Genomic DNA, 24,551 nt, shown 5'->3' with positions numbered 1-24,551 from the left:
GACGGTGGGGGCGGCCGAGGCGAAGGGGGCCAAGGAGCCGGAGGGGTCGGAGGAGGCCGTGGCGACCGCGGAAGCCGTGGAAGCCGCGCAAGCCGTGGAAGCCGCGGCTGAGGCGGGCGGGACGAAGGCGGACGACGAGGCCGCGTCGGAGAAGTCCGGTGACGAGTCCGTCGGTGAGCCGGGTACGGCCGACGACGTGGAGATCCCCGAGCAGCAGACCGCCGAGAAGGCCGCCGACAGCGAGGCCGCTGAGGGCGCCCGCACGTAACTGTCCCGCGAGGGAAGGTGAACCATGGGTCTCCTGGACAACGTGAAGTCCAAAATCGCCCCGGCCAAGGGCAAGGTCTCGAACCTCGCCCAGAAGCACGAGGGCAAGATCGACAAGGTCGAGCGCGGTCTCGACAGGGCCGCGGACGCGGTCGACAAGCGGACCAAGGGCAAGTACAGCGGCAGGATCCACTCGGGTACGGACAGGGCGAAGGGCGCCATGGACCGACTCGCGCACAAGGACAGCGGCGGCACCACGCGCCCACCGGACGCGCCGCAGGCGCCTCCGGCCTCCTGAGCAGCCTGAGCAGCGCCGCACGGCGGACGGCCACGGAGCACCGCGTCTCCGGGCCGTCCGCCCTTGTGTGTGGAGGTGCGTCGGGCCTTGTGTGTGCGGAGGTGCGTCGGGGCGTCGCCCGTCCCGCCTACGACCAGGTCGCCACCAGGTACCCCACCCCGTACGGTGCCTCGTCGTACAGAAGTGAGCCCCGCAGGTCCGTGTCCTCGCCCGCGCCCGCGAGGACCTGCCAGGGGGCGCGGCCGGATGCCTTGAGTTCCTGGGCCAGGGCGATGTCCAGCGACTTGAGGGTCCTGATGTCCGCCGAGCCCAGGGCACGGGCGGCCTCCGCGTCGAAGCCGGCCGCGCGCTCGTCGAGGTAGCCCGGCGCCTTGAGCGAGCGGCACGCGCTGGCGTCACCCATCACCAGCAGGGCCACCCGCTCGTCGGGCTCCGCGATCTCCCGTCCGAGACGGATACACCGCGCGGCGTCGAGAGGTTCCACTCCGAGGCCCTCGACCGGTGCGTCGGTCCAGCCCGTGTGCTCCAGCAGCCAGGCGGCCACGGCCAGGGACGACGGAAGCGCGCGCCCGGGGGCCGAGGGGGCATCCGTGACCGAGCGGTCCACGGCTGCGGGGTCCATCGCCGTGTTGTCCGGTTTTCCACGGCCCAGCCGTACGGCGACGTCCACGCCGAAGCCGCGGAACGTACCCGGAGTCCCCTCCGGGTACGGTCCGTGTCCGCCGTCCTCGGCCGGGCCCACGACCACCAGGCGGTCGGGACGCGCCGCGGACAGCACCCCGAGGGCGTCCGCGCACGCGGCCCTAGCGGCGTCGAGTTCGGGCGCGGCACCCGCGGCCACCTCGGGCACGAGCAGCGGCGGGCAGGGGCAGACGGCGGCGGCTACAAGCATGATCCGCAGCGTAGCCGCGCGGCCCGGTCGGGTGAGACCCCCCGTCCGGCCCCGGGCGCGGCCGCGCCCCTCGGGCGCAGCCCCGTGTGCCTCGTACGTCAGTCGCAGCCGCAGCCGCCACCCGTCGCCACCGGCAGCGGTTCCGGCACCCCGACCTTCGGCAGACCCAGCATCACGCCGGCGGGCTCGGCCGCCTCCGCCGCCTTCTGGACGTTCCGCTTCTCCCAGGCGTCACCCGCGCGCGTGGGGCGTACGTCCAGGACGGGGCCCTCCGCCAGCAGGTGGTGCGGGGCGGCGTACGTGATCTCGACCGTCACCACGTCGCCGGGGCGGACCTCCTGGTCCGGCTTGGTGAAGTGGACGAGGCGGTTGTCGGGGGCGCGGCCGGACAGACGCCGGGTGGCGCCGTCCTTGCGGCCCTCACCCTCGGCGACCATCAGGTCCAGGGTGCGGCCGACCTGCTTCTTGTTCTCCTCCCAGGAGATCTCCTCCTGGAGGGCGACGAGCCGCTCGTAGCGGGCCTGGACGACTGCCTTGGGGATCTGGCCGTCCATGGTGGCCGCGGGGGTGCCGGGGCGCTTGGAGTACTGGAAGGTGAAGGCCTGCGCGAAGCGTGCCTCGCGCACCACGTGCAGCGTCTGCTCGAAGTCCTCCTCGGTCTCGCCGGGGAAGCCCACGATGATGTCGGTGGTGATCGCCGCGTGCGGGATGGCCTCGCGCACCTTGCGGATGATCCCCAGATAGCGCTCCTGGCGGTACGAGCGGCGCATCGCCTTGAGGACCGTGTCCGAGCCGGACTGGAGCGGCATGTGCAGCTGGGGCATCACGTTGGGTGTCTCGGCCATGGCGGCGATGACGTCGTCGGTGAAGTCACGGGGGTGCGGGGACGTGAAGCGGACGCGCTCCAGGCCCTCGATCGTTCCGCAGGCCCTCAGCAGCTTGCTGAACGCCTCACGGTCGCCGATGTCGGAGCCGTACGCGTTGACGTTCTGCCCGAGCAGCGTGATCTCGGAGACGCCCTCGGCGACCAGGGCCTCGATCTCGGCGAGGATGTCGCCGGTCCGGCGGTCCTTCTCCTTGCCGCGCAGGGCGGGGACGATGCAGAAGGTGCAGGTGTTGTTGCAGCCGACGGAGATGGACACCCAGGCCGCGTACGCGCTCTCGCGCCGCGTCGGCAGGGTGGAGGGGAACGCCTCGAGGGACTCGGCGATCTCGACCTGCGCCTCTTCCTGCACGCGGGCGCGCTCCAGCAGGACGGGCAGCTTGCCGATGTTGTGCGTGCCGAAGACGACGTCCACCCAGGGCGCCTTCGTCACGATGGTGTCGCGGTCCTTCTGCGCCAGGCAGCCGCCGACGGCGATCTGCATGCCGGGCCGCCTGGCCTTCATGGGGGCGAGGCGGCCGAGGTTGCCGTAGAGGCGGTTGTCGGCGTTCTCGCGCACGGCACAGGTGTTGAAGACGACGACGTCGGCCTCGCCCTCGCCGGTGCCCTCGGGCGCGCGCACGTACCCGGCTTGCTCGAGGAGGCCGGACAAGCGCTCGGAGTCGTGGACGTTCATCTGGCACCCGTAGGTGCGCACTTCGTATGTCTTGACGCCCACTGCCCGGCTCCGGTCGCTGCTGCTCATGCCATAAGGGTAGGCGGTCCTCGGAGTACGCCCCGACCTCGGAGCACGGGGACCGCCGTACGCCCGGGCCCGTTTCCGGGAATCGGCTGCGCGGTGGGGGTGGGCATGGGCAGACTTCCGGCAGGCGGGCCGGAGACGGGTCCGGCCAGAGGCAAGCGGGGGGGCGTACCGATGGTGGACGACGATGCCGAGCCGGACGGGGTCGAGGTCGAGGGCACCGGGCTGGCGCAGGCGATCGAGGACCTGCGGGCCGAACTCGGGGTCGCCCAGGACGCCGGCGCGAACCAGCAGCTGCGGTTCGAGATCGAGGAGGCCCACCTGGAGCTTCTGCTGGAGCTCCGCCGCGATGTGAGACCCGGGGCCAAGTTCTCCTTCGGTGTCGTCACGGCCGGGGTCGACGGGGCCTTCTCCACAGCCCGCACGCACCGGCTCACGCTGAAGCTGAAGGTGCGCGACGAAGCGCTGGGCGGGCGGAATGCCGAGGTGAACCGGCAGCAGGCACGTCCGTGGGAGCGGTGAGGTGCAGCCGCAGCGGCTGGCGGACATCCGTGCCGGGGACGCGACAAGCTCGCACTCCTACGGCTCCGGCTATCTGATCGCCCCGCAGCTGGTCCTGACCGCCCGCCACACCGTCGTCGATCCCGGCACCGGCCGCGCGTACGACCGTATCGACGTACGGGTGGGGCACACCCGGCACGCACCGCTGGTCCGGCGCGACGGCGAGGTCTGCTGGACGGACCCCGCGAAGGGGGACGTCGCGCTGGTGTGGCTGAGCACGGGCGTCCACTGGTCCGGCGCGGAACCGGTCAGGTGGGGACGGATCAGGGACGATCGGCCGTTGCCGTACGACGCCCTGGGATATCCCCTCCTGGCCGAGTACATCGACGGCGAACGCCATGTGGAGCAGCTCCGCGGCGACCTCGCTCCCCTGTCGACGGCTCCGGAGGGGCTGCTCGTCCTGGACCAGGCCGCCGCTCCGCGGCCTCGTCCCGATGGGGCGCGGGCCTGGTCCGGGGTGTCGGGGGCGGCTGTCTTCTGCCGGGGCGCGCTGGTCGGGGTGGTGGTCCGGGACGACGCCGAGTTCGAGAACAGGCGTCTGCACGCCTGGCCGTCGTACGCCTTCGCGGGCGGCACGGAGTTCGTCTCCTTCCTGAACGACCATGGTGGCGGGCCGCCGCAGCTCGAAAGCATCTCGGGGCCGGCCCTGGAGGAGCGGAAGCCCGTCGACGGTGCAGCGCCGGTCGGTGGTGCCCTGCTCGTCTGGCCCACCTCGGCGGCAGACACGACCACGGAACTCTCGGCGGGCGTCGACGGCCCTGATGCCACCGCCCGTGGCGCCGGTCCCGCTCCCGTCGCTCCCTCCCGGCTGCCGCCGGCCGCCGCCACGTTCACCGGTCGGGACGAGGAGGTCCGGGACCTGCTGGGCTTTCTCGATGTCCACCGCCCGGGGACGATCCCCACGACGACCTCACTGCTGGTGGGGATGGCGGGCGTCGGCAAGACGGCGCTGGCTCTTCACGTGGCTCACGCGGCGCGCCACCGAGGGTGGTTCGGCGGCGGCGTGATCTTTTTGGAGGCCCACGGCTACGGGCCGAACGGAGGTACGGAGGCCGCGGTCCTCGCCGGGCGGTTGCTGGACGCGCTCGGTGTCGCCGGCCTGGCGAGCGGCCGGGAGGACCTGACGGCTCTGTGGCACGACCGGCTCGCCGGACTGGACCGGGCCGGCGCCCCCGTCCTGGTCGTGCTCGACGACGTGTCGACCGCCGACCAGGTGGCGTCGCTCCTTCCCGGTGACTCCCGTCATCGCATGGTGATCACCTCTCGCCACGATCTCGCCGATCTCGACGCCAGGCACCTGCGGCTGGGAGTGCTCGACTCGCGGCAGTCGGTCTCGCTGGTCGACGCGTGCCTGCGCGTGGCGCGCCCGGAGGACGAGCGCTTCCGTACGGAGAGCCCGGACACCGTCCGGCTCGCGGAGCTGTGCGGTGGACTTCCGCTCGCGCTGCGGACCATCGCCTCGCTGCTCCGCTCGGAGCTCCGTCTGTCGCCGGGCGAACTGGCCGAGGAACTCGCCGACACGCGCATGCGCCTCGACGGGCTCTCCTCCGACGGCATGAGCGCGCCGGTGCGTGCCGCCTTCGACCTGTCGCTGCGGCACCTCACGTCCGACCAGGCGAGGGTGTTCCGTCTGATGTCGGTCAATCCCGGCCCCCATGTCTCCACCGCCGCCATGGCGGCGGTCATCGAGCGGTCGCCCACCGTCGCCCGCCGGATCCTGCGGTCTCTGGCCGGGGCGCACCTCATCGAGCGGGGGACCGCCGCCGGGGCGTCCGACACGTGGACCATGCACGACCTGGTCCGCATCTACGCGCTGGAACAGGCCGAGAAGCGGTCCGCGGAGTCGGCCGCGGCCCTCGACCGGCTGCTCGTCTTCTATGTGCTGCGGGCGCAGGCCGTGTGGCGGTCCGTGTCCGGGGCGCGGGGGGCGTCACCCGGGGAAGGGTTCTCCAGTACCAAGGAAGCCATGACCTGGCTCTATACGGAGCGGAGCAACATCCTTGCCGCGGGGATGCGGGCCTGCTCCGTGCGGCGCGAGTACGCGGCCGTCAACCTGGTCCGGTTCCTGGGCGAGTATCTCGTCCATCAGGAGTGGGGTGAGGAACTGGTCGACCTCACCCGCAGGACGATGAACGTGACGAAGGGAGGGTCCGACAAGGAGGTGGCCCTTCAGACACTGTGCGCCCACGCCCACGCGCTGGTCAGCGCGGGCAGACCGGAGGACGCGGTGACCGTGCTCCGGTCCGAACTCGGAGCCGTGCGTGACGACCCCGCATCCGAGGGATCCGTCCGTCTGGCGTTGGGCTCGGCCCTGCGTCACGCCGGCCGGCTCAAGGAGGCCGCCTCGCAGTCCCGGGCCGCGGCACGGCTGTTGGACGAGGCAGGCGATCTCGAGCGGAAGGGCTTCGCCCTGATCAACCTCGGCAACGCTCTGCGCCTCCTCGACCTTCCGCGGCAGGCGATCGACACCCACCACGAGACGGCTGCGGCGTTCCGGCGGGCGGGAGACCGCTATCGCGAGGCCTTCTCCCTCAACAACCTGGGGAACGCGCTCGCGGACATCGGCGATCACGAAGCCTCGTACGCCGCCCTGCGGCGGGCCGTCGAGCTGTTCCGCGAGTGCGGCGCCGCGCACCTGGAGATCAGCGCCTCCGTCAATCTGGCGGCGAGGCTCCGCGAGGAAGGACGTCACACGGAGTCGGCCGGCATCTGGGACAGCGTCGCGAAGCTCTGCCACGGGCTCGGCAACACGGAACGGGAACTCGCCGCCCTGTCGGAGGCCGGCAGGGACCTCCAGAAAACAGGCGACTTCGCCCGGCTGCTGGGCATCAGTGAACGCGGTGTCGTGTGCGCCGGAGCGCTGGACGAACGCGCCCACGAAGCAGGGATGGTGAACAACGTCGCCATCTGCCTCGACAGGACGAAGCAGCACGGTGGTGCGGTCATGCATCATGTCCGCGCGGCAGTGCTGTACAGCGGGATACCCGACTCCGACGAGCCGAACGCGGTGGCACACCAAATCGCCTGTGCGCTCAGCGCGGAGAAGCCGATCACCGACCCCGGTTCGGCGGGCGACGTCCTGGTGAAGGCGGCGGCTCTCCTGGATGACGCGGGACTGCGCGAGTGGGGGGCCTGGCTCAAGAACCAGGCAGGGATCCGTCTGAAGGACGCGGAGAGGCTGGAGGAGTCCGTTGTCGTGCTCCGGCACGCGGCCGCCACGTTCGGGAGCGTGGGCGACCTGGCCAGGCAGGGCCGGGCGCTGAACAATCTGGGCGTCAGCCTCCGCGCTCTCTCCCGGTACGAGGAGTCCGCACAGGCCATCCGCCAGGACCTGGCCATCTGCCGCGACAGCGGCGACCGCCCGGGCCTGGCCACATCACTGCTCAATCTCGCCGAGACGCTGTCGGTGAGCGGCGACAAGAGGTCCGCGGTGGCTCACTGGCAGGAGGCTCTGGAGATCCTGGCGGACACGGGAGCCGACTCGGACACCGTCGACGAGGTCCGGAGGAGGATCGCGGAAGACCGGACGGCGAGCGCCGCCGGTTGGTGAGCCCTGTCAGCTCGCGGTGCGCCGGATCCGCCCCGCATACCGCTTCTCCAGCTCCAGGTTGCCCTCGAAGCCGCCGGGCACGTTGGCCGAGACGTACACCGGCGGGCGGTCACCGGTGGCGAGGAGATGCGCGGCGGCCTCGGCGACGGCCATCTGGACCAGCATCACGCCGGTCAGGGTGGACAGCGCGCCGACGGCTCCGCCGCCGGGGAGCCCGAGGAGCGCGTCACCGCGCGGGGCCGCGTTGTCCAGGACGACATCGGCGATGTTGGCGAGCTTCCGGCCGCTGGGGTGGGAGGCGGGGACGGCGTGGGTGTGGGTCAGCGAGGTGACGGCGAGGACGCGGTGGCCCCGGTCCTTGGCGTGCAGCGCCATCTCCACGATCACGTTGTTGACGCCCGAGTTGGACACGATGACGAACAGGTCCTCGGGGCGTGGTGCGGCCAGGTCGTAGATCCGGGCGGCCACACCGGAGCGGCGCTCCAGCAGGGGGTCGTCCAGGGCGCTCGGGTCGTCGCCTCCATAGAGGACGAGGTCGGCGATGGACAGCCGGTTGGTGGGGACGAGTCCGCCGGCGCGGCCCGCGACCTCGAGCACGACGGCCTGCGAGTGTCCGGTGCCGAAGGCCTGGACGACGCCGTCCGCGCGCACGCAGTCCGCGATCAGCTCCGCCGCCCGCCGCACCTCGGCGCGGGCTGCGTCGGTGACGCGGCCGAGAACGGCCAGGCTCGCGCGCGCGAAGCCCTCGGCGCTGACGGAGTCCACAGAGTCCACGGTCACGCGAACACTCCCCACCGGTGGATTGAACCACCTCAACCACATCGCTCGGTGAATCAATAAATCACACGCGCGGGACCCCGGGCAATGGGCCCCCTTTCGACCCCTCCCGGCCCTTCCGCCCTTCGGTCCTGAATTTCAACCTGCCTCCTCAACGGTGGCTGGTACATTCTCACTGCGCTGCCCTGCACAAAAGCACCGAGCACCGAGCACCGAGCACCGAGCACCGAGCACCGAGCACCGAGAGCAGAACGCAGAGCACCACGCACCACTCAGCGCCAAGGAGACCGGGTACCGCATGCCCCCGACGGATGTCACCACTCTGATCCGCACCGAGCTGCCCCGCCTGGCCGGCTCCCTCCGGAAGGTGGGCGAGCTGATCCTGGAGGATCCGGCCGCCGTCACCCACGTCTCGGCCGCCGAGCTGGGCCGCCGCACCGGCACCTCGCAGGCGACGGTCACCCGCTTCTGCCGCGCCATCGGGCTCGACTCCTACCAGCACCTGCTGATCGAGCTGGCCCAGGAGCGCGGCCGCGGCGAGGTCTCCGAGTGGGGAACCGCCGAGATCGGCCCCGACATCCACCCGGACGACGACCTCGAACGGGTCGTCCAGGTCATCGGCACCGCGGACCTGCGCGCGGTCCAGCAGACGATCGACCGGATCGACCTGGACGCGCTGGAGCGCGCGGCTCAGGCCGTCGCCCGCGCCCGCCGTGTCGACGTGTACGGCGTGGGCGGCAGCGGCGCGGTGGCCCAGGAGACCGAGACCCGCCTCTTCCGCATCGGCTGCTCGGTGCGCGGCTGGACCGAGGTGCACGGCGCGGCCACCTCCGCCGCGCTGCTCACCCCGGCCGACGTCGCCATCGGCATCTCGCAGTCGGGTGCCACGCGGGAGACGATCGAGCCGTTCGAACTGGCCAAGGAGCGCGGCGCCACCACCGTGGCCCTCACCACCGACCCGCGCTCACCGCTGGCCCGGGCCGCCGACATCCGGCTCATCTCGTCCTCGTCGGAGACCAGCTTCCCCACGAGCATCGTCGGCGCCCGGCACTCGGTACTGGTGCTCATCGACTGCCTGTACGTGCGGGTCGCACAGCTGTCGTACCAGCGCGCGAGCGCCTCCCTGGCCCTGACCGACCACATCGCCGGGCAGCATGCGGTGAAGTCCCGCCGAGCCCGGCCATAACGGGCACCCCCGAAGCCGCCCGGCCCCGCGCCGGGCGGCTTTTCCCTGCCCGGAACTGCATGGATGAACCACCAATGAACGTTATGCATGGTTGTTTGAACCATCTTTCCGGTGCCAGGATGGGCCTTCGCCGAGCCTCGTAGGAGACCCATGCGCGTCACCTCAGTCGAGTCGACCGAGCTGTTCGTCGGCACCGCCGAGCGGCCGCACCAGGTGCTGGTGGCCGAGGTGGGCCATGTCCCCGGTCGTACGGTCCGCCTCACCGCCGCCGCTCCGGGGGGCGTGCGCAGCACCGGGGAGACGTCGGCCACCGTCGGCGAGGACGGCACCGTACGCGTCGAGATCCCCATGACCGGCGCTCTCGTACCCGGTGAGCGCCACGAGGTCGCGGTCACCGCCGTGGACGTCGAGGACCTGGCTCAACGGGCCCACGGCAGCGGGGACTTCACCGTCGCCGAACCCGGCTGGACCATGTTCATGGTCAGCCACTTCCACTACGACCCCGTCTGGTGGAACACCCAGGGCGCGTACACCGAGACCTGGGACATCGCCGACGACCCGGCGACCACAGGACTGCCCGCCCGCACGTTCGACTCGCGCGGACAGTCCGGGATGAGCCTGGTCCGGGCTCACTGCGATCTGGCGCGGCGCGACCCCGCGTACACCTTCGTGCTCGCGGAGGTGGACTACCTCAAGCCGTACTGGGACGCCTTCCCCGAGGAGCGGGCCTTCCTGCGCCAGCTGCTGCGGACCGGCCGCGTCGAGATCATGGGCGGCACCTACAACGAGCCCAACACCAATCTGACCGGCGCCGAGGCGACCGTACGCAACGCCGTGTACGGGGACGGGTTCCAGCGCGCGATCCTCGGGGCCTCGCCCGAGACCGCCTGGCAGCTGGACGCGTTCGGGCACGATCCGCAGTTCCCGGGGCTCATGGCGGACGCGGGGCTCTCCTCCAGTTCCTGGGCGCGCGGGCCGTTCCACCAGTGGGGGCCCACGCTCTCCGTGTTCGGCGAGGAACCGCGGGATCCGAACCGGATGCAGTTCCCCGCCGAGTTCAGCTGGATCGCCCCGTCCGGGCGCGGCCTGCTCACCGCCTACATGGTCAACCACTACGGCGCCGGCTGGGCCATCGACAACGCGCCGACCCTGCCCGAGGCCGAGGCCGCCGCACTCAAGCTCTTCAAGGGGCTCAAGCAGGTCGCGCTCACCCGCAACGTGCTGCTCCCGGTGGGCGGGGACTACGCGCCGCCGTGCCGCTGGGTGATGGACATCCACCGGGACTGGAACGCCCGCTACGTCTGGCCGCGCTTCATCAGTGCCGTACCGCGCGACTTCTTCGCCGCCGTGCGGGCCGAACTGGACGCCGAGGGGCGCAGGGCCTCGCCGCAGACACGGGACATGAACCCCGTCTACACCGGCAAGGACGTCTCGTACATCGACACCAAGCAGGCCCAGCGGTACGGCGAGACGCTGCTCTCCGACGCCGAGGCCTGGGCGACGCTCGCGTCCCTCGTCACGGGGCGCCCGTACCCGGACGCCGCGCTCGACAAGGCGTGGCGGCAGCTCGTCTACGGCGCGCACCACGACGCCATCACCGGCTCCGAGTCCGACCAGGTCTACATCGACCTGCTGACGGGATGGCGGGAGCTGTACGACCTCGCCGAGACCGTCCACGCCGACGCCACCCAGGCGCTCGCCGACCAGGTCACCCCGCTGCCCGGCGGCGGCCCCGATCTCGTCGTGCTCAACTCCTCGACCTGGGAGCGGCGGGACGTCCTGACCGTCGGGGATCCGGGGCTGGTACCGCTGGACGACACCGGACTCCCCCTCCCCGCCGTCCGCGAGGACGGTGCCCTCCGTGTCGTCGTCCCGGGGGTCCCCGGCCTCGGCCTCAAGGCGCTCCCCCTGGCCGAGGGCACCGTTCCCGGGTGGACGCCCGGCGAGGGCACCACCATCCGCAACGAGTTCTACGAGCTGACCGTCGACCCGGCGCGCGGTGGGGGCGTGAGCAGTCTGCGCGCGCTGGCGGAGGGCGGCCGGGAGCTGCTGCGCGCCGGGGACATCGGCAACGAGCTGGTCGTGCAGGAGGAGTACCCGAGGCATCCGCGCTTCGGCGAGGGCCCGTGGCACCTCACCCCGACCGGCACCACCGTGGCCCGCAGCGGGGAGGTGACGGCCGAAACGACCGTCGAACACTCCCCCGCCGGCTCCCGGATCACCGTCACCGCCGACCTCGGGCTCTTCCGCTGCACCCAGCGGCTGACGCTCTGGACCGGTGTCGACCGGCTGGATGTGTCCACGACCATCGACGGTTACGACGGCGCCGACCGGCTGATCCGGGTGCGGTGGCCGTCGGATGTGCGGGGCGGGCTGCCCGTGCACGAGGTGGCGGACGCGGTCATCGGGCGCGGGTTCGGGTTCGTGGAGGTGGACAGCGAGCGGTTCCCGTGGACGCTGGACAACCCGGCCAACACCTGGTTCGGGCTGGGATCCACGGCGCGGGTCGCGGTCCACGACGACTCCGGCACGCTCCTCGGGCACCGCTCCATCGGGGTCGCCGAGCTCGTGTACGGGACCTGGGACGAGGCCGGTGAGCTGGGCACCCCGCTCGCGGCGGCCCTCGTGCGCGCGGGCGTCACGGCGACCTCGACGATCGCCGGAGGGCAGCGCTACGGCGACCTGGAGGTCGACTCCAACCTCCCGGACATCCGTATCGCCGTGGGCGCCCCCGAGCGCAACTCCCTGGTCGCCGAGGCCCTCGGCTGGGACCCCGCGGCCGGGCGCGAGCTCAGGCGGCAGCTGGCCGAGCGGGGTGTGGCGGCCGTGTGGGTGGCGCCGCGCGCGTCGCTGCGGGAGGAGTGGGTGCCCGGGGCGGACCTGCGCGATCTGGAGCGGCTGCCGCTGCTCGTGGTGGCGGGCGCCCGCCCCGAGGACGATGCCAAGGCGGTGGACGCGCTGATCGCCGACCTCGACGACGCGACCGTCACGGCCACGGCCGCGGGCGGCGGCGAGGCGCTGCCGCCGGGTGACTCCTGGGACGGGCGCGGGTTCGCCGTCCTGAACCGCGGGACGCCCGGGTGTGTGGTCACCGCCTCCGGTGACCTCTACATGTCGCTGATGCGCTCGTGCACCGGCTGGCCGTCCGGCATCTGGATCGACCCGCCGCGCCGTACGGCCCCCGACGGCTCGGGGTTCCAGCTCCAGCGGTGGTCCCACACCTTCGAGTACGCCGTCGTCGCGGGTGAGGGCGACTGGCGGGAGCTGCGGCTGCCGCAGGCCGGCCAGGCGTTCAACCACCCGCTCACGGCACGCCTGCGGCGGGGCCCGGGCCCGGGCCGGGACGCCGTCCTGCCCCGGAAGGCGACCCTGCTGGGCCTCGAGCCCGCCGGCGAGGTCCTTCTCGACGCGCTCAAGCCGGCCGGCTCGCCGCTGGCCCGGGGCAGCGTGGCGCCCGCGGATCCGGGCCGCGGGGTCGTCGTACGGATGCACGAGGTGAACGGCCGTCCGGTCCGGGCGCGGGTGCGCGGACCGGTGGCGTGGACGGAGGGCGCTCGCGCCGATGTCCTGGAGACGCCCGGGGAACTCCTCACCCCGGACGGGGACGGCGGCCTCGGAGCCCGGCTGACCGGCTTCGAGGTCGCCACCGTCCTGGCCAAACCGGACGGGGCGCGGCACTCGGGCGGTCCCGGTACCGCCGCCCACGAGCCCGCCCAGCCCGTCCACACCCGTTACTGGCTGCACAACTCCGGACCGGCCCCGCGCGGCAACATGCCCGTCTCGGTGTACCTCTCGCCCACGGCGCTCACGGCATCCGGGGGCCGTCCCGTCACCGCGACCGTCCGGGTGGGCTCGGAGCTGACCGACGCGCCCGTGTCCGGCACCGTGGCCCTCACGGCGCCGCCCGGCTGGTCCGTCGAGCCCGCCGGGCTGCCCTACGCGCTCGGCCCCGGCGGGTTCACCGTCGCCGAGGTGACCGTCACGCCCCCGCCCGGCGCGGCGCCCGGCCGGCACTGGCTCGCCGCGCGTCTGGAGTACGGCGGACAGGCGTACGAGGACGTCGTCGCCCTGGACGTGCCGGGTGCCGTACCGGAGGGCGAGCCGGACGGGCGTACCGGGCCCACCCTCGTGTCCCGGCTCGGCGCCGAGCGCGTGACCGTGCGGCGGGGTGAGCGCGTCCGGGTCCCGGTGACCGTACGGAACACCACGCGGGGGCCCGTGAGCGGCACCCTGTGGGCCGTGTCGTCCTGGGGCACCTGGGCGGGTGTGGCCCCGGGCTGTCAGGGGTTCACGGTGGGCGCCGGGGAGGAGGCCGCGTGCGTGATCGAGGTGGACGGCGGGGCCGTGCCGCCGGGGTCGTACTGGCTGATGGCGAAGGTGGCGTGGCACGGCAACGTGGCCTACACGGAGGCCGTCACGCTGGAGGTGACGCCATGAGCGGGCTCCCTTCGGCGCACCTCCGCTCACACGCGCACGCCCACTCGCATTCGCACCCGCACCCGTACCCGCACCCGCACCCGCGGACGGACCCTCCCGAAGGCGCCGCCGCCCTTGTCCACGGCGAGGCACTCGCCCGTGCCCGGGTGGACGCGTTCCTGGAGGTCGTCCCACCGCGCGACCGGGAGACCCGTCCCGAGGCCCTCGCCCGGGCCGAGCGGCAACGGCGGCGCTGGGCGACCCAGGTCGTGGTCGCGGACGAACTGGCCCGCCGGGCCTGCCGCGGGCGGGGCCTGAGGGTCCCGGAGGAGGTGGCGCCGTCCCAGGTGCTCGCCGTGGCGGAGGCGGACGTCGCCGACCTGGGCAGCATCGTCGCGGCGGTGCTCTCCCACTCCCCGGCCGCCCGCGTCCTGCTTGACGTGTTCGAGGGGGAGCAGGAGATACCGGAGGGGGCCGTGCGGGACTACTACGACCGCAACCGGGACCGCTTCCTCACTCCCGAGGCCCTCCGTCGGGGCGTCGACCCCTTCGGCCCCGACGGGCTCGCGCCGGCCGACGTCCTGCCGTACGAGGACGTCCGTGAGGACATCGAGCGCGACCTGCGGCGGGCGGCGGGACATCGGACCTTCTTCGCCTGGCTCGACCGGGCCCGCGCCGGAGTGGTGTACGCGACCGGTCACGAGCACCCGGGCGACCCGTCCCACCCGGACCACGAGCACCGGCACTAGGCGTGCGCCAACCACGCGCCGCCTGTGGAGCGACCGGGATTCGACCGGGATTCGACCGGCTTCGGCTGCGGACCGACCACGCCCCGCCCGCGGACCGACCGCGGCCGGAACCCAAACGCAACGTGGCACCCCATTGACCTCCGATGAATTGTGGTCCACATTTTCATCAACCGGAATCGATGTTGGTGAATTGAACCAGCCGGGACCGAGCGGGCCGGCAAGACCGGCAGCTACCTCGTCGCAGGAGGGCAAACCATGCGCGCAAGAAGACTCACCGGATCCCTGACCTGTCTCGTCGTGCTGTCGTTGACGGCCGCGGGCTGCGGCCTGTCGGGCGGCGGCGGCTCCGGTGACGGGGAAGCCACCGCGGGCAGCTGCAAGGTGGACGCGGGGAACGTCGGGTCCGGCAAGCTCACCGGCGACGTGAAGGGCGGCATCACCTTCCAGACCACCAATTTGAAGAAGGACTTCGGGGGCTTCTTCAAGGGAGTGATCGACGCGTTCGAGAAGAAGTACCCCGGCACGTCCGTCAAGTGGATCGACGACCCGGGCGACGCCAAGTTCTCGGAGCGGAACGTCGCGAACGCCCAGGCGTGCGACCTGCCCGACGTGATCAACCTGAACAAGGTCACCGCGACCGCCCTCACCAAGGCCGGCTACCTGCTCGACCTGGACAAGAAGGACCCCGGGGCGGGGAAGCCCTTCGTCCCGGCGTTCTGGGACTCGAGCACCCTGAAGGACTCCAAGGGCTCCGACATCCACTCCGTGCTGCCCTGGTACACCGGCGGAGTCAACCTCACCTACAACACCGAGATGCTGGAAAAGGCCGGGATCGACCCGAAGAAGCCGCCGACGACCATCTTCGGCCTGTTCGAGGACTACGAGAAGATCGCCAAGTCGGCCAAGGGCAAGTACTACGCGACGATGGCCAACCCCATCTGGCGCATACCCGCCGACTGGCAGCAGATGGACATCAAGGTGTACTCCGACGACGGCAAGTCCTTCGTCTTCGCCGACGACCCCAGGACCACCGAGTGGGTCGCCTGGATGAAGAGGCTCTACCAGGGCGGCGCGATGCCCAAGGACTCGCTGTCGTCCAGCGACGACCCGTCCACCCCCTACAGCAACGGCCAGGTGGCCTACGGATCGACGAACCCCAGCTTCGTGCGCTTCGTGAAGCAGAACAGCCCGTCGGTCTACGACAGGACCGGTGTCGGCCAGTACCCCTTCGACAAGCTCGGCCACACCTCCGGCGCCCCGCAGTACATCGGGGTCGCCTCGACCAGCGAGAACGCCGCCACCGCGCTGGCGTTCGCGAAGTTCCTCACCAACGCGGAGAACCAGACGGCCTGGTGCAAGGACCCGAATGTCGTGATCTTCCCGACGACCACCGCGTCGCTGGAGGACCCGTTCTTCACCGAGGTGACCGGGGACGACCCCTTCGGTGAGGCCCGCAAGGTGGTCGCCGAGCAGCTCAAGACCGCCACCGCCGACGAGGTCGTCCTCTCCGACCCGCAGCGGAACGCGATCGTGGCCGAGGTGCAGCTGGCCATGCAGGGCAAGAAGAGCCCCGAGGACGCGGTCAAGGACGCCCAGGAGAAGGCCGACGAGTTGCTGAAGCAGGGCAGTTGAGCGTGGCGACACAGACCCAGAAGCCGGTGGCCGGGCCGGACGCGGCGAGCGGCGCCGTACCGGCCCCGGCCCCGGGCCGGACACGGCGTCTGGGCCGCGCGCTGCGGCCCGGCCCCGCACCCGGCGCCAACGGCGCCGCCCTGTACCGCCGCTGGTGGCTGCCCTGGCTGTGGACCCTCCCCGCCATCGTGTGCGCGGCGGCCTTCGGCGTGTTCCCGTTCCTCAACACCGTCGTGCTGTCGTTCACCGACGCCAAACCGCTCGGCGGCGCGGCGAACTTCGTGGGGCTGTCCAACTACACCCGCATGCTCGGCGACGACGACTTCTGGCTGGCCACCCGCAACAGCCTGCTGTACGCGGTGATCGTGGTGCCGCTGATGGTGCTGCTGCCGCTGCTGCTCGCCGTGCTGGTGGAGAAGAGGCTGCCCGGCATCGGGTTCTTCCGGTCCGCCTTCTACACCCCGGTGATCGCCTCCAGCGTGGTCGTCGGACTGAGCTGGCAGTGGCTGCTCAAGGACGAGGGGCTGGTCAACACCTGGCTGGAGAAGGCGCATCTGATCAGGGACGCCATCCCCTTCCTGTCCGATCCGTGGCTGATCCTGCTGTCCGCGATGGGCCTGACGCTGTGGAAGGGGCTCGGCTGGTACATGATCTTCTACCTCGCCGCGCTGGGAAACGTCCCGCGGGACCTGCACGAGGCGGCGGCCATGGACGGCGCGGGCCCCGTCCGGCGCTTCTGGCACGTCACCGTGCCGGGCGTGCGGCAGACGATGCTGCTGGTCGGCGTGCTGACCGGCATCGGCTCGCTGCGGGTGTTCACCGAGATCTACATGCTCGGCAGCCCCACCGGAGGCCCCGGCGGCCAGGCCCGCACCCTGCCCTTCTACATCCGCGACGTCGGGCTCGACCCCCTGAGCGGCAACGCCGGGTACGGCGCCGCGGTCAGCGTCGCCCTCTTCGTACTGACCTTGGGCCTCACGCTGCTGGCGCAGCGCCTCACCAAGGGGGATGAGGAATGACCACGAGCACCCCGACCGCCACGGACACCGCCACCGCCACGGAGACCACGGCCGCCCCGCGCCCCGCGCGGCGGCGCTTCCGCTGGCGGGACTACGGACGTCCCCGCGAGCTCGTGGTCCGCTATCTCCTGCTGCTCTTCGTGCTGGCGATCACCGTCGGCCCGCTGCTGTGGCAGTTCCTGACCTCGCTGAAGTCGACGACGGAGGACGTCTTCGGCACGAACGCCACCCTTCTGCCGCAGCACCCGACGCTGCGGGCGTACGAGCAGGTCTTCGACCAGGTGCCGGTGGCGACGTACATCTGGAACAGCCTGATCGTGGTGGCGCTGTCGCTCACCAGCCAGCTGCTGTTCTCCACCATGGCCGGCTACATGCTCTCCAAGCCGGCGTGGCGGGGCGTGAAGGGGGTCTGGCTGCTGCTGATCGCCTCGATGATGTTCCCCTTCGAGTCGATCATGGTGTCCCTCTTCCTGAGCGTGAGGGACCTGGGGCTGGTCGACAGCCTGGCCGGCGTGTGGCTCCCGGGCTTCGTCGGCGCCATCAACGTCCTCGTCATGCGGGCCGCGTTCCTCGCCGTCCCCCGCGAGATCGAGGACTCGGCCATGCTCGACGGGGCCGGGGAGTGGCAGCGCTTCCGGTATCTGTATCTGCCCAGCGCCCTGGGTTCGATGTCGGTCGTCGCCATCAACACCTTCATCGCCGCCTGGGACGACTTCCTGTGGCCGCTGATCGTGCTGCGCTCCGAGGAGAACCTCACCCTCACCCTGGGACTGGCCCGGCTGCAGACCTCGTCGTTCGGTTACGACCAGCGGGTGGTGATGGCGGGCTCGGTGATCTCCCTGGTCCCCGTGCTCGTGCTGTTCGTCATCACGCAGCGGTGGTTCTACAAGGGCGTCTCGTCGGGGGCCGTGAAGTTCTGACCGCCGGTCCTCAGCACGAGGGGTACGGCCGTCAGCGCGGCCCGCGACGACTGTGCGACCCGGATCTCCAGCGTGCCGGGCAGCACCGCGGTCTCCAGGTCGGCGCCGACCTGGGCCAGTTGGCCGGCGCCGAGGGGGAAGGTGACCGTGCGGCACTCCCCCGGCGCGAGCTCCACTCCCTGGAAGGAGCGCAGTTCGAGGGTGCGCGGCCACACCGGGGTCAGCAGTCGGCGGACGTAGAGCTGGGCGACCGTACGGCCCCGCCGTCGCCCCGTGTTGGTGATGTCGGCCTCGACGGTGTGCCGGACGAGGCGAGGCGGGCCGTACGCGAACGTCGTGTACGTCAGCCCGTGCCCGAACGAGTAGAGCGGCCGGGCGCTCTCGTCGGCGTACGACCCGTACTCGGTGTCCTTGTGGTTGTAGTGGACGGGCAGCTGGCCCACCGAGCGCGGGACGGAGACGGGGAGCCGCCCGCCCGGTTCCGCGTGCCCGAACAGCACCTCGGCGATCGCGTCGCCGCCCCACGGGCCGGGGTACCAGGCGGTGAGCAGCGCGGCCGCGCGGTCCGCCGCCTCGGGAACGGCGTGTGGGCGGCCCTGGAGCAGGACGACCACGGTCGGTGTACCGGTGGCGGTGACGGCGTCCAGCAGCGCGTGCTGGGCCCTGCCGAGCCGCAGCCCGGCGAGGTCGACGCCCTCTCCGCAGGTCATCGTGGAGACGGCGGTGCGCGCGGCCCCATTGGCCTCGAAGTCCGTGTCCACGGTCCGGGCGCTGCTGCCGCCGAGGACGAGGACGGCCAGGTCGGCGGCGCTCGCCGCGGCGACGGCCTCGGGGATGTCCGAGAGGTCGTCACCGGTGAGGGCGCTGCCGCGCGCGTGGCGGACGGCGAGACCCGGAGGGGCGAGACGGCGCAGTCCCTCGAGGACACTGGTCCCGGTGCCGGGGCGTTGCGGGGCGGTGTAGTCGCCGAGCTGGTGGGCGGTGGTGGCGGCGTGCGGGCCCAGGACGGCGATACGGGACACCGTGGGCCGTACGGGCAGGACGTCGCCGTCGTCGTGGAGGAGGGTGACGGCGCCTCGGGCGAGAGCGGTACTCAGGGCGCGTCCGTGGGCGGGTGAGGGCGCCTGCGCCTGTGCCGAACGGTCGGCGCTGTACGGCCGTTCGAACAGGCCGAGGCGGAACTTCAGGCTCAGCACGCGGGCCACGGCCGCGTCGACGGCGTCCTCGCCCACGAGACCGCGCCCGACCGCCTCCTCCAGGTGGGTGAAGCCCTCGTCCCACAGGCTCAGGTCGACGCCCGCGTGCAGCGCGAGCGCGCCCGCGGAGACCTTGTCGCCGGTGATCCGGGCCAGCCGGTCCACGGCGAGCCCGTCGGCCATGACCAGCCCCTCGAAGCCCCAGCGCTCGCGGAGCAGCCCGTGCAGCAGGGCGCGGTTGCCGCAGCAGGGCATGCCGTCGACCTCGTTGTACGCGGCCATGACGGCCGCGGCCCCGGCCCGGACTCCGGCGCGGGCTGCGGGGAGGTGGATCTCGTGCAGTTCCCGGAGACCGAGCTCGGACTCTGCGGAGTTGCGGCCGCCGACCGTGGCGCCCTGTCCGGCGAAGTGCTTGAGCACGACGGGGGCCTTGTCGTCGGCGAAGAGGCCGTCCCGGACCTCGGCCGCTGCCCCTGCCTTTCCCGCTGCCCCTGCTTTTCCCGCTGCCCCTGCTTTTCCCGCTGCCCCTGCTTTTCCCGCTGCCCCTGCCTCCCCCTGCATGCCGTGGACGAGCGCCTCCGTGAGCCGGGCGGCCAGGTACGGGTCCTCTCCGAAGCACTCCTCGGTGCGGCCCCAGCGCGGGTCGCGGGCGATGTCCAGCGCGGAGACGAGGGCCATGTGCCCGCCGCGGGCGCGCAGTTCGGCGGCGGCGTGGGCGGCGGCACGCCGGTACAGATCGGGGTCCCAGGTGGCCCCCACGGCCAGGTTGACGGGGAGGACCGTGCCGTCGAGCGCCATGTGGCCGTGCGGGACCTCCTCGACGAACAGGGCCGGGATGCCGAGGCGGCTCGACGCGATGACGTGACGCTGCACCAGGTCGGCGAGGGCCGCGCCGTGCGCCGCGCCCGCTCCGGTGGCGTGGTCGACACCGGACCAGGCGTCGGCGCGGAGGAGTCCGTACAGGGCGCCGAGTCCCGCGAAGCGCTCGGTCTCCGCGTACAGCGCCTCGGTGAGTTCGAAGTCGCCGTCGGGGGTGCGGCGGTAGGCGTCCCAGCCGTACATGCGCTGGTTGAGCTGACCGGCCTTCTCGCGCAGGGTCATACGGGAGAGGAGGTCGCGGACACGGGTGCCGACGGGGGCGGTGGGGTCCCGGTAGGGCGGGGTGCTGGTCGCGGGTCGCTGCTCGGCCGGGGCGGCCGCGTGGTCCGGAGTCGGCATGCGGCCGGTCCCTTCGTGTGTGGGGGGTCGGGTAGCTCCGATGGGGGTCAGGTGGCTCCGAGGCGGGCGAGGGCCACGGCTCCCCGGCAGCCGTCCGCCACGTGGTCGAGGGTCAGGCCGAGGGCCTGGAGCCGACCGGTCAGAGGCGCCGTCAGGGGGCCGTCGGGGCCGAGCAGTCCGCCGGTGGCGACGATCCGCTCGCCGGGCCGGGGTTCCAACGCGCGAACGCTTTCCTCCAGTCGGTCCGCCGCCCGGTCGAGGATCGCCGCGGCGACAGCGTCCCCGCCCTGCGCCGCCTCGGCCACGAGCGGCGCGAGCCGGGCGAGCCGGATCGGCGGTCGCGCCATCACGGTGGGCAGGAGATGCCTGCGGAAGGCCTCGCGCCGGGCCCGGGACCACTCCTTCGGGACGGCACCTCCCCTTTCGTCCCGCAGGACGCCGGCCTCGTACGGCAGGGCCTCGTACGGCAGGGCCTCGTACGGCAGGACCTCCTCCGGCAGGCCCAGCGCGCGCCCCACCGACGCGGCCAGCACCGTGGGGCCGCCCCGGCCGTCGGCCATGCGCAGGGCGGCCCGCGCCGCGCTGCGGCCGATCCAGAAGCCGCTGCCGTCGTCGCCGAGGAGCCAGCCGTCGCCGTCCACGATGGCGGCGCAGCGGCGGCCGGAGATACGGGCGGCCACCGCTCCCGTGCCCGCCACCAGTGCGAGGCCGTCGGCGGGGGCGCCGGGGGCGGAGGCGAACGCGGCCTCGATGTCGCTGCTGATCCCGACCGACTCCGCCGCGATGCCCAGGTCACGCAGGGCGGCGGTCAGTGCGGCCAGGGCGTTGAGCCGCCCGGGCTCGTCCGGGTCGGCGCCCGTGGCGCCCGCGAAACCGCCGGTCACGGCCACGACCCTGCCGCGCAACCGCTTCGGTACCGCCCCGCCGACGGCCTCGGCGAGGTGCTCGGTGAGCTGCGGCACGGGGACGGTCAGGGCGTTGCCCGGGCCCCCGAGGCCCTCGCCGAGCGGGCGGTCGTTCCTCCCGGCGTCTTCGGCACCGGCGGTCGCCAGGACGGCGCGGGTGCGGGTGCCGCCCGCGTCCAGGCCGACCACGAGGTCCTGGTTCAATTCATTGCTCATCGGCAACCATGGTGGTTGATACATTCGCCATGGACAAGCCCGATCTCCCGTCGGAGCCCCTCCACGCACGCATCGAGGAGGACCCCATCCGTACTCCCCCCGCCCCGCCCCTCCGTTTCGGCGTCAACTACACCCCGCGCCGCGGCTGGTTCCACTCCTGGCACGACTTCGACCCGGCCCACGCCCGCGAGGACCTGGCGCAGATAGCCGGGCTGGGCCTCGACCACGTCCGGGTCTTCCACCTCTGGCCGCTCCTCCAGCCCAACCGCACCCTCGTCCGCACCACCGCCGTCGACCAGCTCGTCCGGCTCGTCGACCTGGCGGCCGAGACGGGCCTCGACGTCATGGTGGACGGCGTGCAGGGTCATCTGTCGAGCTTCGACTTCTACCCGGAGTGGACCCGCACCTGGCACCACCGCAACGTGTTCACCGATCCCGACGCCATCGCCGCCCAGGCGCGGCTGCTCCAGGTCCTCGGCCGCGCCCTCGCCGGCCGGCCCAACCTCATCGGCCTCCAGCTCGGCAACGAGCTCAACAACCTGGTCGAGCACAACCCGGTGACGCCCGAGCAGGTGGACCACTACCTCGACACCCTCCTCGCCGCGGCCCGGGACGGGCTCTCCGGTTCCGTGCCCGGCCGTCTGGTCACGCACTCCGCGTTCGACGCGGCCTGGTACGGCGACGACCACCCGTTCACCCCGGAGGCCTCCGCCCGCAAGGGCGACCTGACCACCGTGCACCCGTGGGTCTTCTCCGGCGACTGCGCGCGCCGCTACGGGCCGCGTTCCCCGCAGGTGCTGCACCTCGCCGAGTACGGAGTGGAGCTCGCCAAGGCGTACGCCGTGGACGTGGACCGGCCCGTGTGGGTCCAGGAGACGGGCGCGCCCGAGCCGCACGTCCCGGCGGCCGACGCACCGGAGTTCGCCCGCGCGACCGTGCTGAACGCGGCCGGGTGCGCGGGCCTGTGGGGCGTGACGTGGTGGTGCTCCCACGATGTGGACCGCGCCCTGGCCGACTACCCCGAACTGGAGTACACGCTGGGCCTGTTCGACTCCGACGGCCGGGCGAAGCCGATCGCCACGGCGCTCGCCGACACCGTCGCCGAACTGCGCGCGAAGCCTCCGTCGCCCGAACCCCGGGCCACGGCCCTGGTCCTGGACAGCACTCCGGGCACCCGGTCCGTCTCGGGGCCCGGCGGCGCGTACTTCGAGGCGTGGATGCGGCTGCGCACCGAGGGCGCCCGCCCGGCGGTGGTGCTCGCCGAGCGCGCGGACGACACCGGGTACCTCGCGGCGCGGGGGATCACGGAGCTCGTGAGGCTGGAATGAGGCTGATCCGCCCGCGAGTTGACGGGCACTCGGCAGCGGGGCTGTGAGGGTCACCCGCCCGCAGGCAGTGAGGGTCACCCGCCTGCAGGCTCGAGGGTCACCCACCTTCGAGCGGTGACGGTCACCCACCTGCGAGCGGTGAGGTCACCCGCCCGTGAGCACCTCCGCCACCGCCCGCAGGTTCACCCGCCCGCGCCCGTACGAGCAGACGACGCCCGAGGCGCCTTCCGCACCCGCGCCGTCCTCGGTGTCGCCCGGTTCCGGCAGCCCCGTGTCCACCCGCACCGTGTCCGGCCGCCCGGCCAGCAGTGCGTCACGGAGCCGCGTCTGCCAGGGGTGCAGTCCGGCGTCGTACGTGGCGACCAGCAGGGGCGATCCCTGGGCGCTTCCCAGCACCTCGGCCACGAACCCGGCAAGATCCGGGGGCTCCTCGGTGACGGCCGTCCCCGTGGCCGTGGGGTCGAGGGCGCGCACCTCGGTCAGCAGGTCCTCGCCGCCCCAGTTGAGGGCGGGGTGCGGCGGCGGGAACAGGTCGACGACATGGGCGCCCCGCGCGGGCGCGGGAAGGGCCCGGCCGCGTACGGCACGGCGCGCGGCCTCCAGCCCCGCGCCGGAGTCCCACGCACGGACCACGCCCGAAGGGACGCCGGGCCCGGCGGTGTACCGCTCGGCCAGCCGCCGTACCCGCCCCGCGGCCTCCAGGACGCGTTCCGCCGGCAGGTCACCGGCCCGCAACGCCTGGAGCACCGCGTCCCGGCAGGCGAGGGTGACCCCGAGGTCCGGGACCGCGACGATGACCTGGTCGGCCCCGGCGGCGAGGGCGAGCCGCGCCCCGGCCGCCTCGCCGTAGCGCTCGGAGATGGCCTTCATCTCCAGGGCGTCGCTGACCAGGACGCCCTCGAAACCGAGGCCCCCACGGAGCAGTTCCTCCAGGATGCGCGGGCTCAGGGTGGCGGGCCGCTCCGGGTCCAGGGCCGGGAAGACCACGTGCGCGCTCATGAGCATGGGCACGCCCGCGGCGACGGCGGCCCGGAACGGTTCGACGTCGCGGGCCAGTTCGTCGTATGGGCGGGGGTCGACGGCCATGTCGTGGTGGCTGTCGGTGACGGTGCCGCCGTGCCCCGGGAAGTGCTTGGCGCAGGAGGCCACGCCACGGGCCTCGGTGGCCGTGATCCAGGCGCGCAGATGGCGGGCGGCGAGCTCCGGATCGGCGCCGAACGAGCGGGTGCGCACGATCGGGTTGTGCGGCTGGTGCTGGAGGTCGGCGACGGGGGCGTACGAGACGGTGATGCCGAGCGAGGTCAGATGCCCGGCGAGGGCGTCGGCGCAGCGGGCGGTCAGCTCGGGATCGTCGGCCACGCCGAGCGCGAAGTTGCCCGGCACCTCGGGCGCGCCCGCGCCCACCAGGTGCCCGATGCCGCCGCCCTCGTTGTCGATGGCCACGAGGAGGTCGGGGCGCAGTGTCCGCAACAGCTCGGTGAGCCCGCGAACCTGGTCCCCGTCGCGCACGTTGCGGGTGAAGAGGATGACCCCGCCGAGGCCGCGGTCGATGAGCCGCTTCAGGGTGTCGGGGACGGTCGTGGCGCCCCCGAACCCGGCGACGAGGCAGCGGTGGACGGCCTCGTCCAGGTCGGCCGGCAGGTCGGGAAGCTCGTTCGCGTGCTCGGTCTGGGCCACCTCAGGAGTCCTCCGGTCGCTGCGACGCTCCACACCAGATGATGTGAGCCACCAGTTTCATCCCAGAAGATGAATCATTCAACCATGGCCGGAAGGCCGCTTCTCCCCCGCTACCCCTC

17 protein-coding genes are annotated in these 24,551 nt (G+C 72.7%); 11 read left to right on the top strand and 6 right to left on the bottom strand.

The genetic code is table 11. The annotated features are described in order from the left end of the window. The first annotated feature begins 58 nt into the window (after positions 1-58). Together FNH04_RS48975 and FNH04_RS11920 are read left to right on the top strand one after the other, a co-directional pair. Positions 59-268, top strand: coding sequence for a gliding motility protein (locus FNH04_RS48975; protein ID WP_322722943.1), 210 nt, complete (start codon positions 59-61; stop codon positions 266-268). Positions 269-292: 24 nt separating this feature from the next. Further along, positions 293-565, top strand: a complete 273-nt coding sequence (locus tag FNH04_RS11920) for an antitoxin (protein ID WP_152783253.1) — start codon at positions 293-295, stop codon at positions 563-565. Positions 566-692: 127 nt separating this feature from the next. Here the strand turns inward: FNH04_RS11920 and FNH04_RS11915 are convergent, their stop codons facing one another. Together FNH04_RS11915 and miaB are read right to left on the bottom strand one after the other, a co-directional pair. Then, positions 693-1,457 carry a class III extradiol dioxygenase subunit B-like domain-containing protein gene (locus FNH04_RS11915; RefSeq protein WP_152783251.1) on the bottom strand — a complete coding sequence of 255 codons (765 nt, stop codon included), beginning with the start codon at positions 1,455-1,457 and terminating at the stop codon, positions 693-695. Positions 1,458-1,555: 98 nt separating this feature from the next. Next, positions 1,556-3,085, bottom strand: coding sequence for a tRNA (N6-isopentenyl adenosine(37)-C2)-methylthiotransferase MiaB (miaB, locus tag FNH04_RS11910; RefSeq protein ID WP_152783249.1), 1,530 nt, complete (start codon positions 3,083-3,085; stop codon positions 1,556-1,558). 171 nt (positions 3,086-3,256) lie between these two features. Between miaB and FNH04_RS11905 the strand changes: the two genes are divergently transcribed. Beyond that, on the top strand, positions 3,257-3,604 hold the full coding sequence (locus FNH04_RS11905; protein WP_152783247.1) for a trypco2 family protein: 348 nt from the start codon (positions 3,257-3,259) through the stop codon (positions 3,602-3,604). A gap of 1 nt (position 3,605) precedes the next feature. Next, positions 3,606-7,193 (top strand): tetratricopeptide repeat protein, encoded by a 3,588-nt coding sequence (locus tag FNH04_RS11900; RefSeq protein WP_152783245.1) that lies wholly within the window; start codon positions 3,606-3,608, stop codon positions 7,191-7,193. Positions 7,194-7,199: 6 nt separating this feature from the next. Here the strand turns inward: FNH04_RS11900 and FNH04_RS11895 are convergent, their stop codons facing one another. Then, positions 7,200-8,015, bottom strand: coding sequence for a sugar isomerase domain-containing protein (locus FNH04_RS11895; protein WP_152783243.1), 816 nt, complete (start codon positions 8,013-8,015; stop codon positions 7,200-7,202). 253 nt (positions 8,016-8,268) lie between these two features. Here FNH04_RS11895 and FNH04_RS11890 point away from each other — a divergent pair, with 253 nt between their 5' ends. From FNH04_RS11890 to FNH04_RS11865, 6 genes are all read left to right on the top strand, one after another. After that, a complete protein-coding gene (locus FNH04_RS11890; RefSeq protein WP_152783241.1) occupies positions 8,269-9,156 on the top strand; it encodes a MurR/RpiR family transcriptional regulator in 888 nt (295 codons plus the stop codon). A gap of 150 nt (positions 9,157-9,306) precedes the next feature. Continuing rightward, a complete protein-coding gene (locus FNH04_RS11885; protein WP_152783239.1) occupies positions 9,307-13,593 on the top strand; it encodes a glycoside hydrolase family 38 N-terminal domain-containing protein in 4,287 nt (1,428 codons plus the stop codon). Next, complete coding sequence (locus FNH04_RS46500) at positions 13,590-14,321, top strand: peptidyl-prolyl cis-trans isomerase (RefSeq protein WP_194236641.1); 732 nt, start codon at positions 13,590-13,592, stop codon at positions 14,319-14,321. The genes FNH04_RS11885 and FNH04_RS46500 overlap by 4 nt, the downstream gene beginning before the upstream one ends. 255 nt (positions 14,322-14,576) lie before the next feature. Beyond that, positions 14,577-15,953, top strand: coding sequence for an extracellular solute-binding protein (locus tag FNH04_RS11875; RefSeq protein ID WP_152783237.1), 1,377 nt, complete (start codon positions 14,577-14,579; stop codon positions 15,951-15,953). Further along, on the top strand, positions 15,950-16,972 hold the full coding sequence (locus tag FNH04_RS11870; protein ID WP_152783235.1) for a carbohydrate ABC transporter permease: 1,023 nt from the start codon (positions 15,950-15,952) through the stop codon (positions 16,970-16,972). The genes FNH04_RS11875 and FNH04_RS11870 overlap by 4 nt, the downstream gene beginning before the upstream one ends. Next, positions 16,969-17,892 carry a carbohydrate ABC transporter permease gene (locus FNH04_RS11865; RefSeq protein ID WP_152783233.1) on the top strand — a complete coding sequence of 308 codons (924 nt, stop codon included), beginning with the start codon at positions 16,969-16,971 and terminating at the stop codon, positions 17,890-17,892. The genes FNH04_RS11870 and FNH04_RS11865 overlap by 4 nt, the downstream gene beginning before the upstream one ends. Here FNH04_RS11865 and FNH04_RS11860 read toward each other — a convergent pair. Together FNH04_RS11860 and FNH04_RS11855 are read right to left on the bottom strand one after the other, a co-directional pair. Further along, positions 17,856-20,306 carry a glycoside hydrolase family 3 N-terminal domain-containing protein gene (locus FNH04_RS11860; RefSeq protein ID WP_152783231.1) on the bottom strand — a complete coding sequence of 817 codons (2,451 nt, stop codon included), beginning with the start codon at positions 20,304-20,306 and terminating at the stop codon, positions 17,856-17,858. The genes FNH04_RS11865 and FNH04_RS11860 overlap by 37 nt on opposite strands. A 47-nt stretch (positions 20,307-20,353) precedes the next feature. Next, positions 20,354-21,427: an N-acetylglucosamine kinase gene (locus FNH04_RS11855; RefSeq protein ID WP_152783229.1), complete on the bottom strand. Its 1,074-nt coding sequence runs from the start codon at positions 21,425-21,427 to the stop codon at positions 20,354-20,356. A gap of 29 nt (positions 21,428-21,456) precedes the next feature. Between FNH04_RS11855 and FNH04_RS11850 the strand changes: the two genes are divergently transcribed. Beyond that, a complete protein-coding gene (locus FNH04_RS11850) occupies positions 21,457-22,755 on the top strand; it encodes a glycoside hydrolase 5 family protein (protein WP_228031303.1) in 1,299 nt (432 codons plus the stop codon). A 144-nt stretch (positions 22,756-22,899) separates the two neighbouring features. Here FNH04_RS11850 and FNH04_RS11845 read toward each other — a convergent pair whose 3' ends face one another. Next, on the bottom strand, positions 22,900-24,432 hold the full coding sequence (locus tag FNH04_RS11845) for a glycoside hydrolase family 3 N-terminal domain-containing protein (protein WP_322722941.1): 1,533 nt from the start codon (positions 24,430-24,432) through the stop codon (positions 22,900-22,902). Positions 24,433-24,551: the final 119 nt, after the last annotated feature.

Source organism: Streptomyces phyllanthi (genome assembly GCF_009377205.1).
In the GTDB taxonomy this organism is placed as follows: Bacteria; Actinomycetota; Actinomycetes; order Streptomycetales; family Streptomycetaceae; genus Streptomyces; species Streptomyces phyllanthi.
This window is presented reverse-complemented; position numbering and strand designations above follow the sequence as displayed.

What these genes read in the sequence shown, in the direction of transcription:
- FNH04_RS11920 (WP_152783253.1), top strand. Translation starts at nt 293, where the DNA reads ATGGGTCTCCTGGACAACGTGAAGTCCAAAATCGCCCCGGCCAAGGGC.
- FNH04_RS11915 (WP_152783251.1), bottom strand. Translation starts at nt 1,457, where the DNA reads ATGCTTGTAGCCGCCGCCGTCTGCCCCTGCCCGCCGCTGCTCGTGCCC.
- miaB (WP_152783249.1), bottom strand. Translation starts at nt 3,085, where the DNA reads ATGAGCAGCAGCGACCGGAGCCGGGCAGTGGGCGTCAAGACATACGAA.
- FNH04_RS11905 (WP_152783247.1), top strand. Translation starts at nt 3,257, where the DNA reads ATGGTGGACGACGATGCCGAGCCGGACGGGGTCGAGGTCGAGGGCACC.
- FNH04_RS11895 (WP_152783243.1), bottom strand. Translation starts at nt 8,015, where the DNA reads ATGTGGTTGAGGTGGTTCAATCCACCGGTGGGGAGTGTTCGCGTGACC.
- FNH04_RS11890 (WP_152783241.1), top strand. Translation starts at nt 8,269, where the DNA reads ATGCCCCCGACGGATGTCACCACTCTGATCCGCACCGAGCTGCCCCGC.
- FNH04_RS11885 (WP_152783239.1), top strand. Translation starts at nt 9,307, where the DNA reads ATGCGCGTCACCTCAGTCGAGTCGACCGAGCTGTTCGTCGGCACCGCC.
- FNH04_RS46500 (WP_194236641.1), top strand. Translation starts at nt 13,590, where the DNA reads ATGAGCGGGCTCCCTTCGGCGCACCTCCGCTCACACGCGCACGCCCAC.
- FNH04_RS11875 (WP_152783237.1), top strand. Translation starts at nt 14,577, where the DNA reads ATGCGCGCAAGAAGACTCACCGGATCCCTGACCTGTCTCGTCGTGCTG.
- FNH04_RS11865 (WP_152783233.1), top strand. Translation starts at nt 16,969, where the DNA reads ATGACCACGAGCACCCCGACCGCCACGGACACCGCCACCGCCACGGAG.
- FNH04_RS11860 (WP_152783231.1), bottom strand. Translation starts at nt 20,306, where the DNA reads ATGCCGACTCCGGACCACGCGGCCGCCCCGGCCGAGCAGCGACCCGCG.
- FNH04_RS11855 (WP_152783229.1), bottom strand. Translation starts at nt 21,427, where the DNA reads ATGAGCAATGAATTGAACCAGGACCTCGTGGTCGGCCTGGACGCGGGC.
- FNH04_RS11850 (WP_228031303.1), top strand. Translation starts at nt 21,457, where the DNA reads ATGGACAAGCCCGATCTCCCGTCGGAGCCCCTCCACGCACGCATCGAG.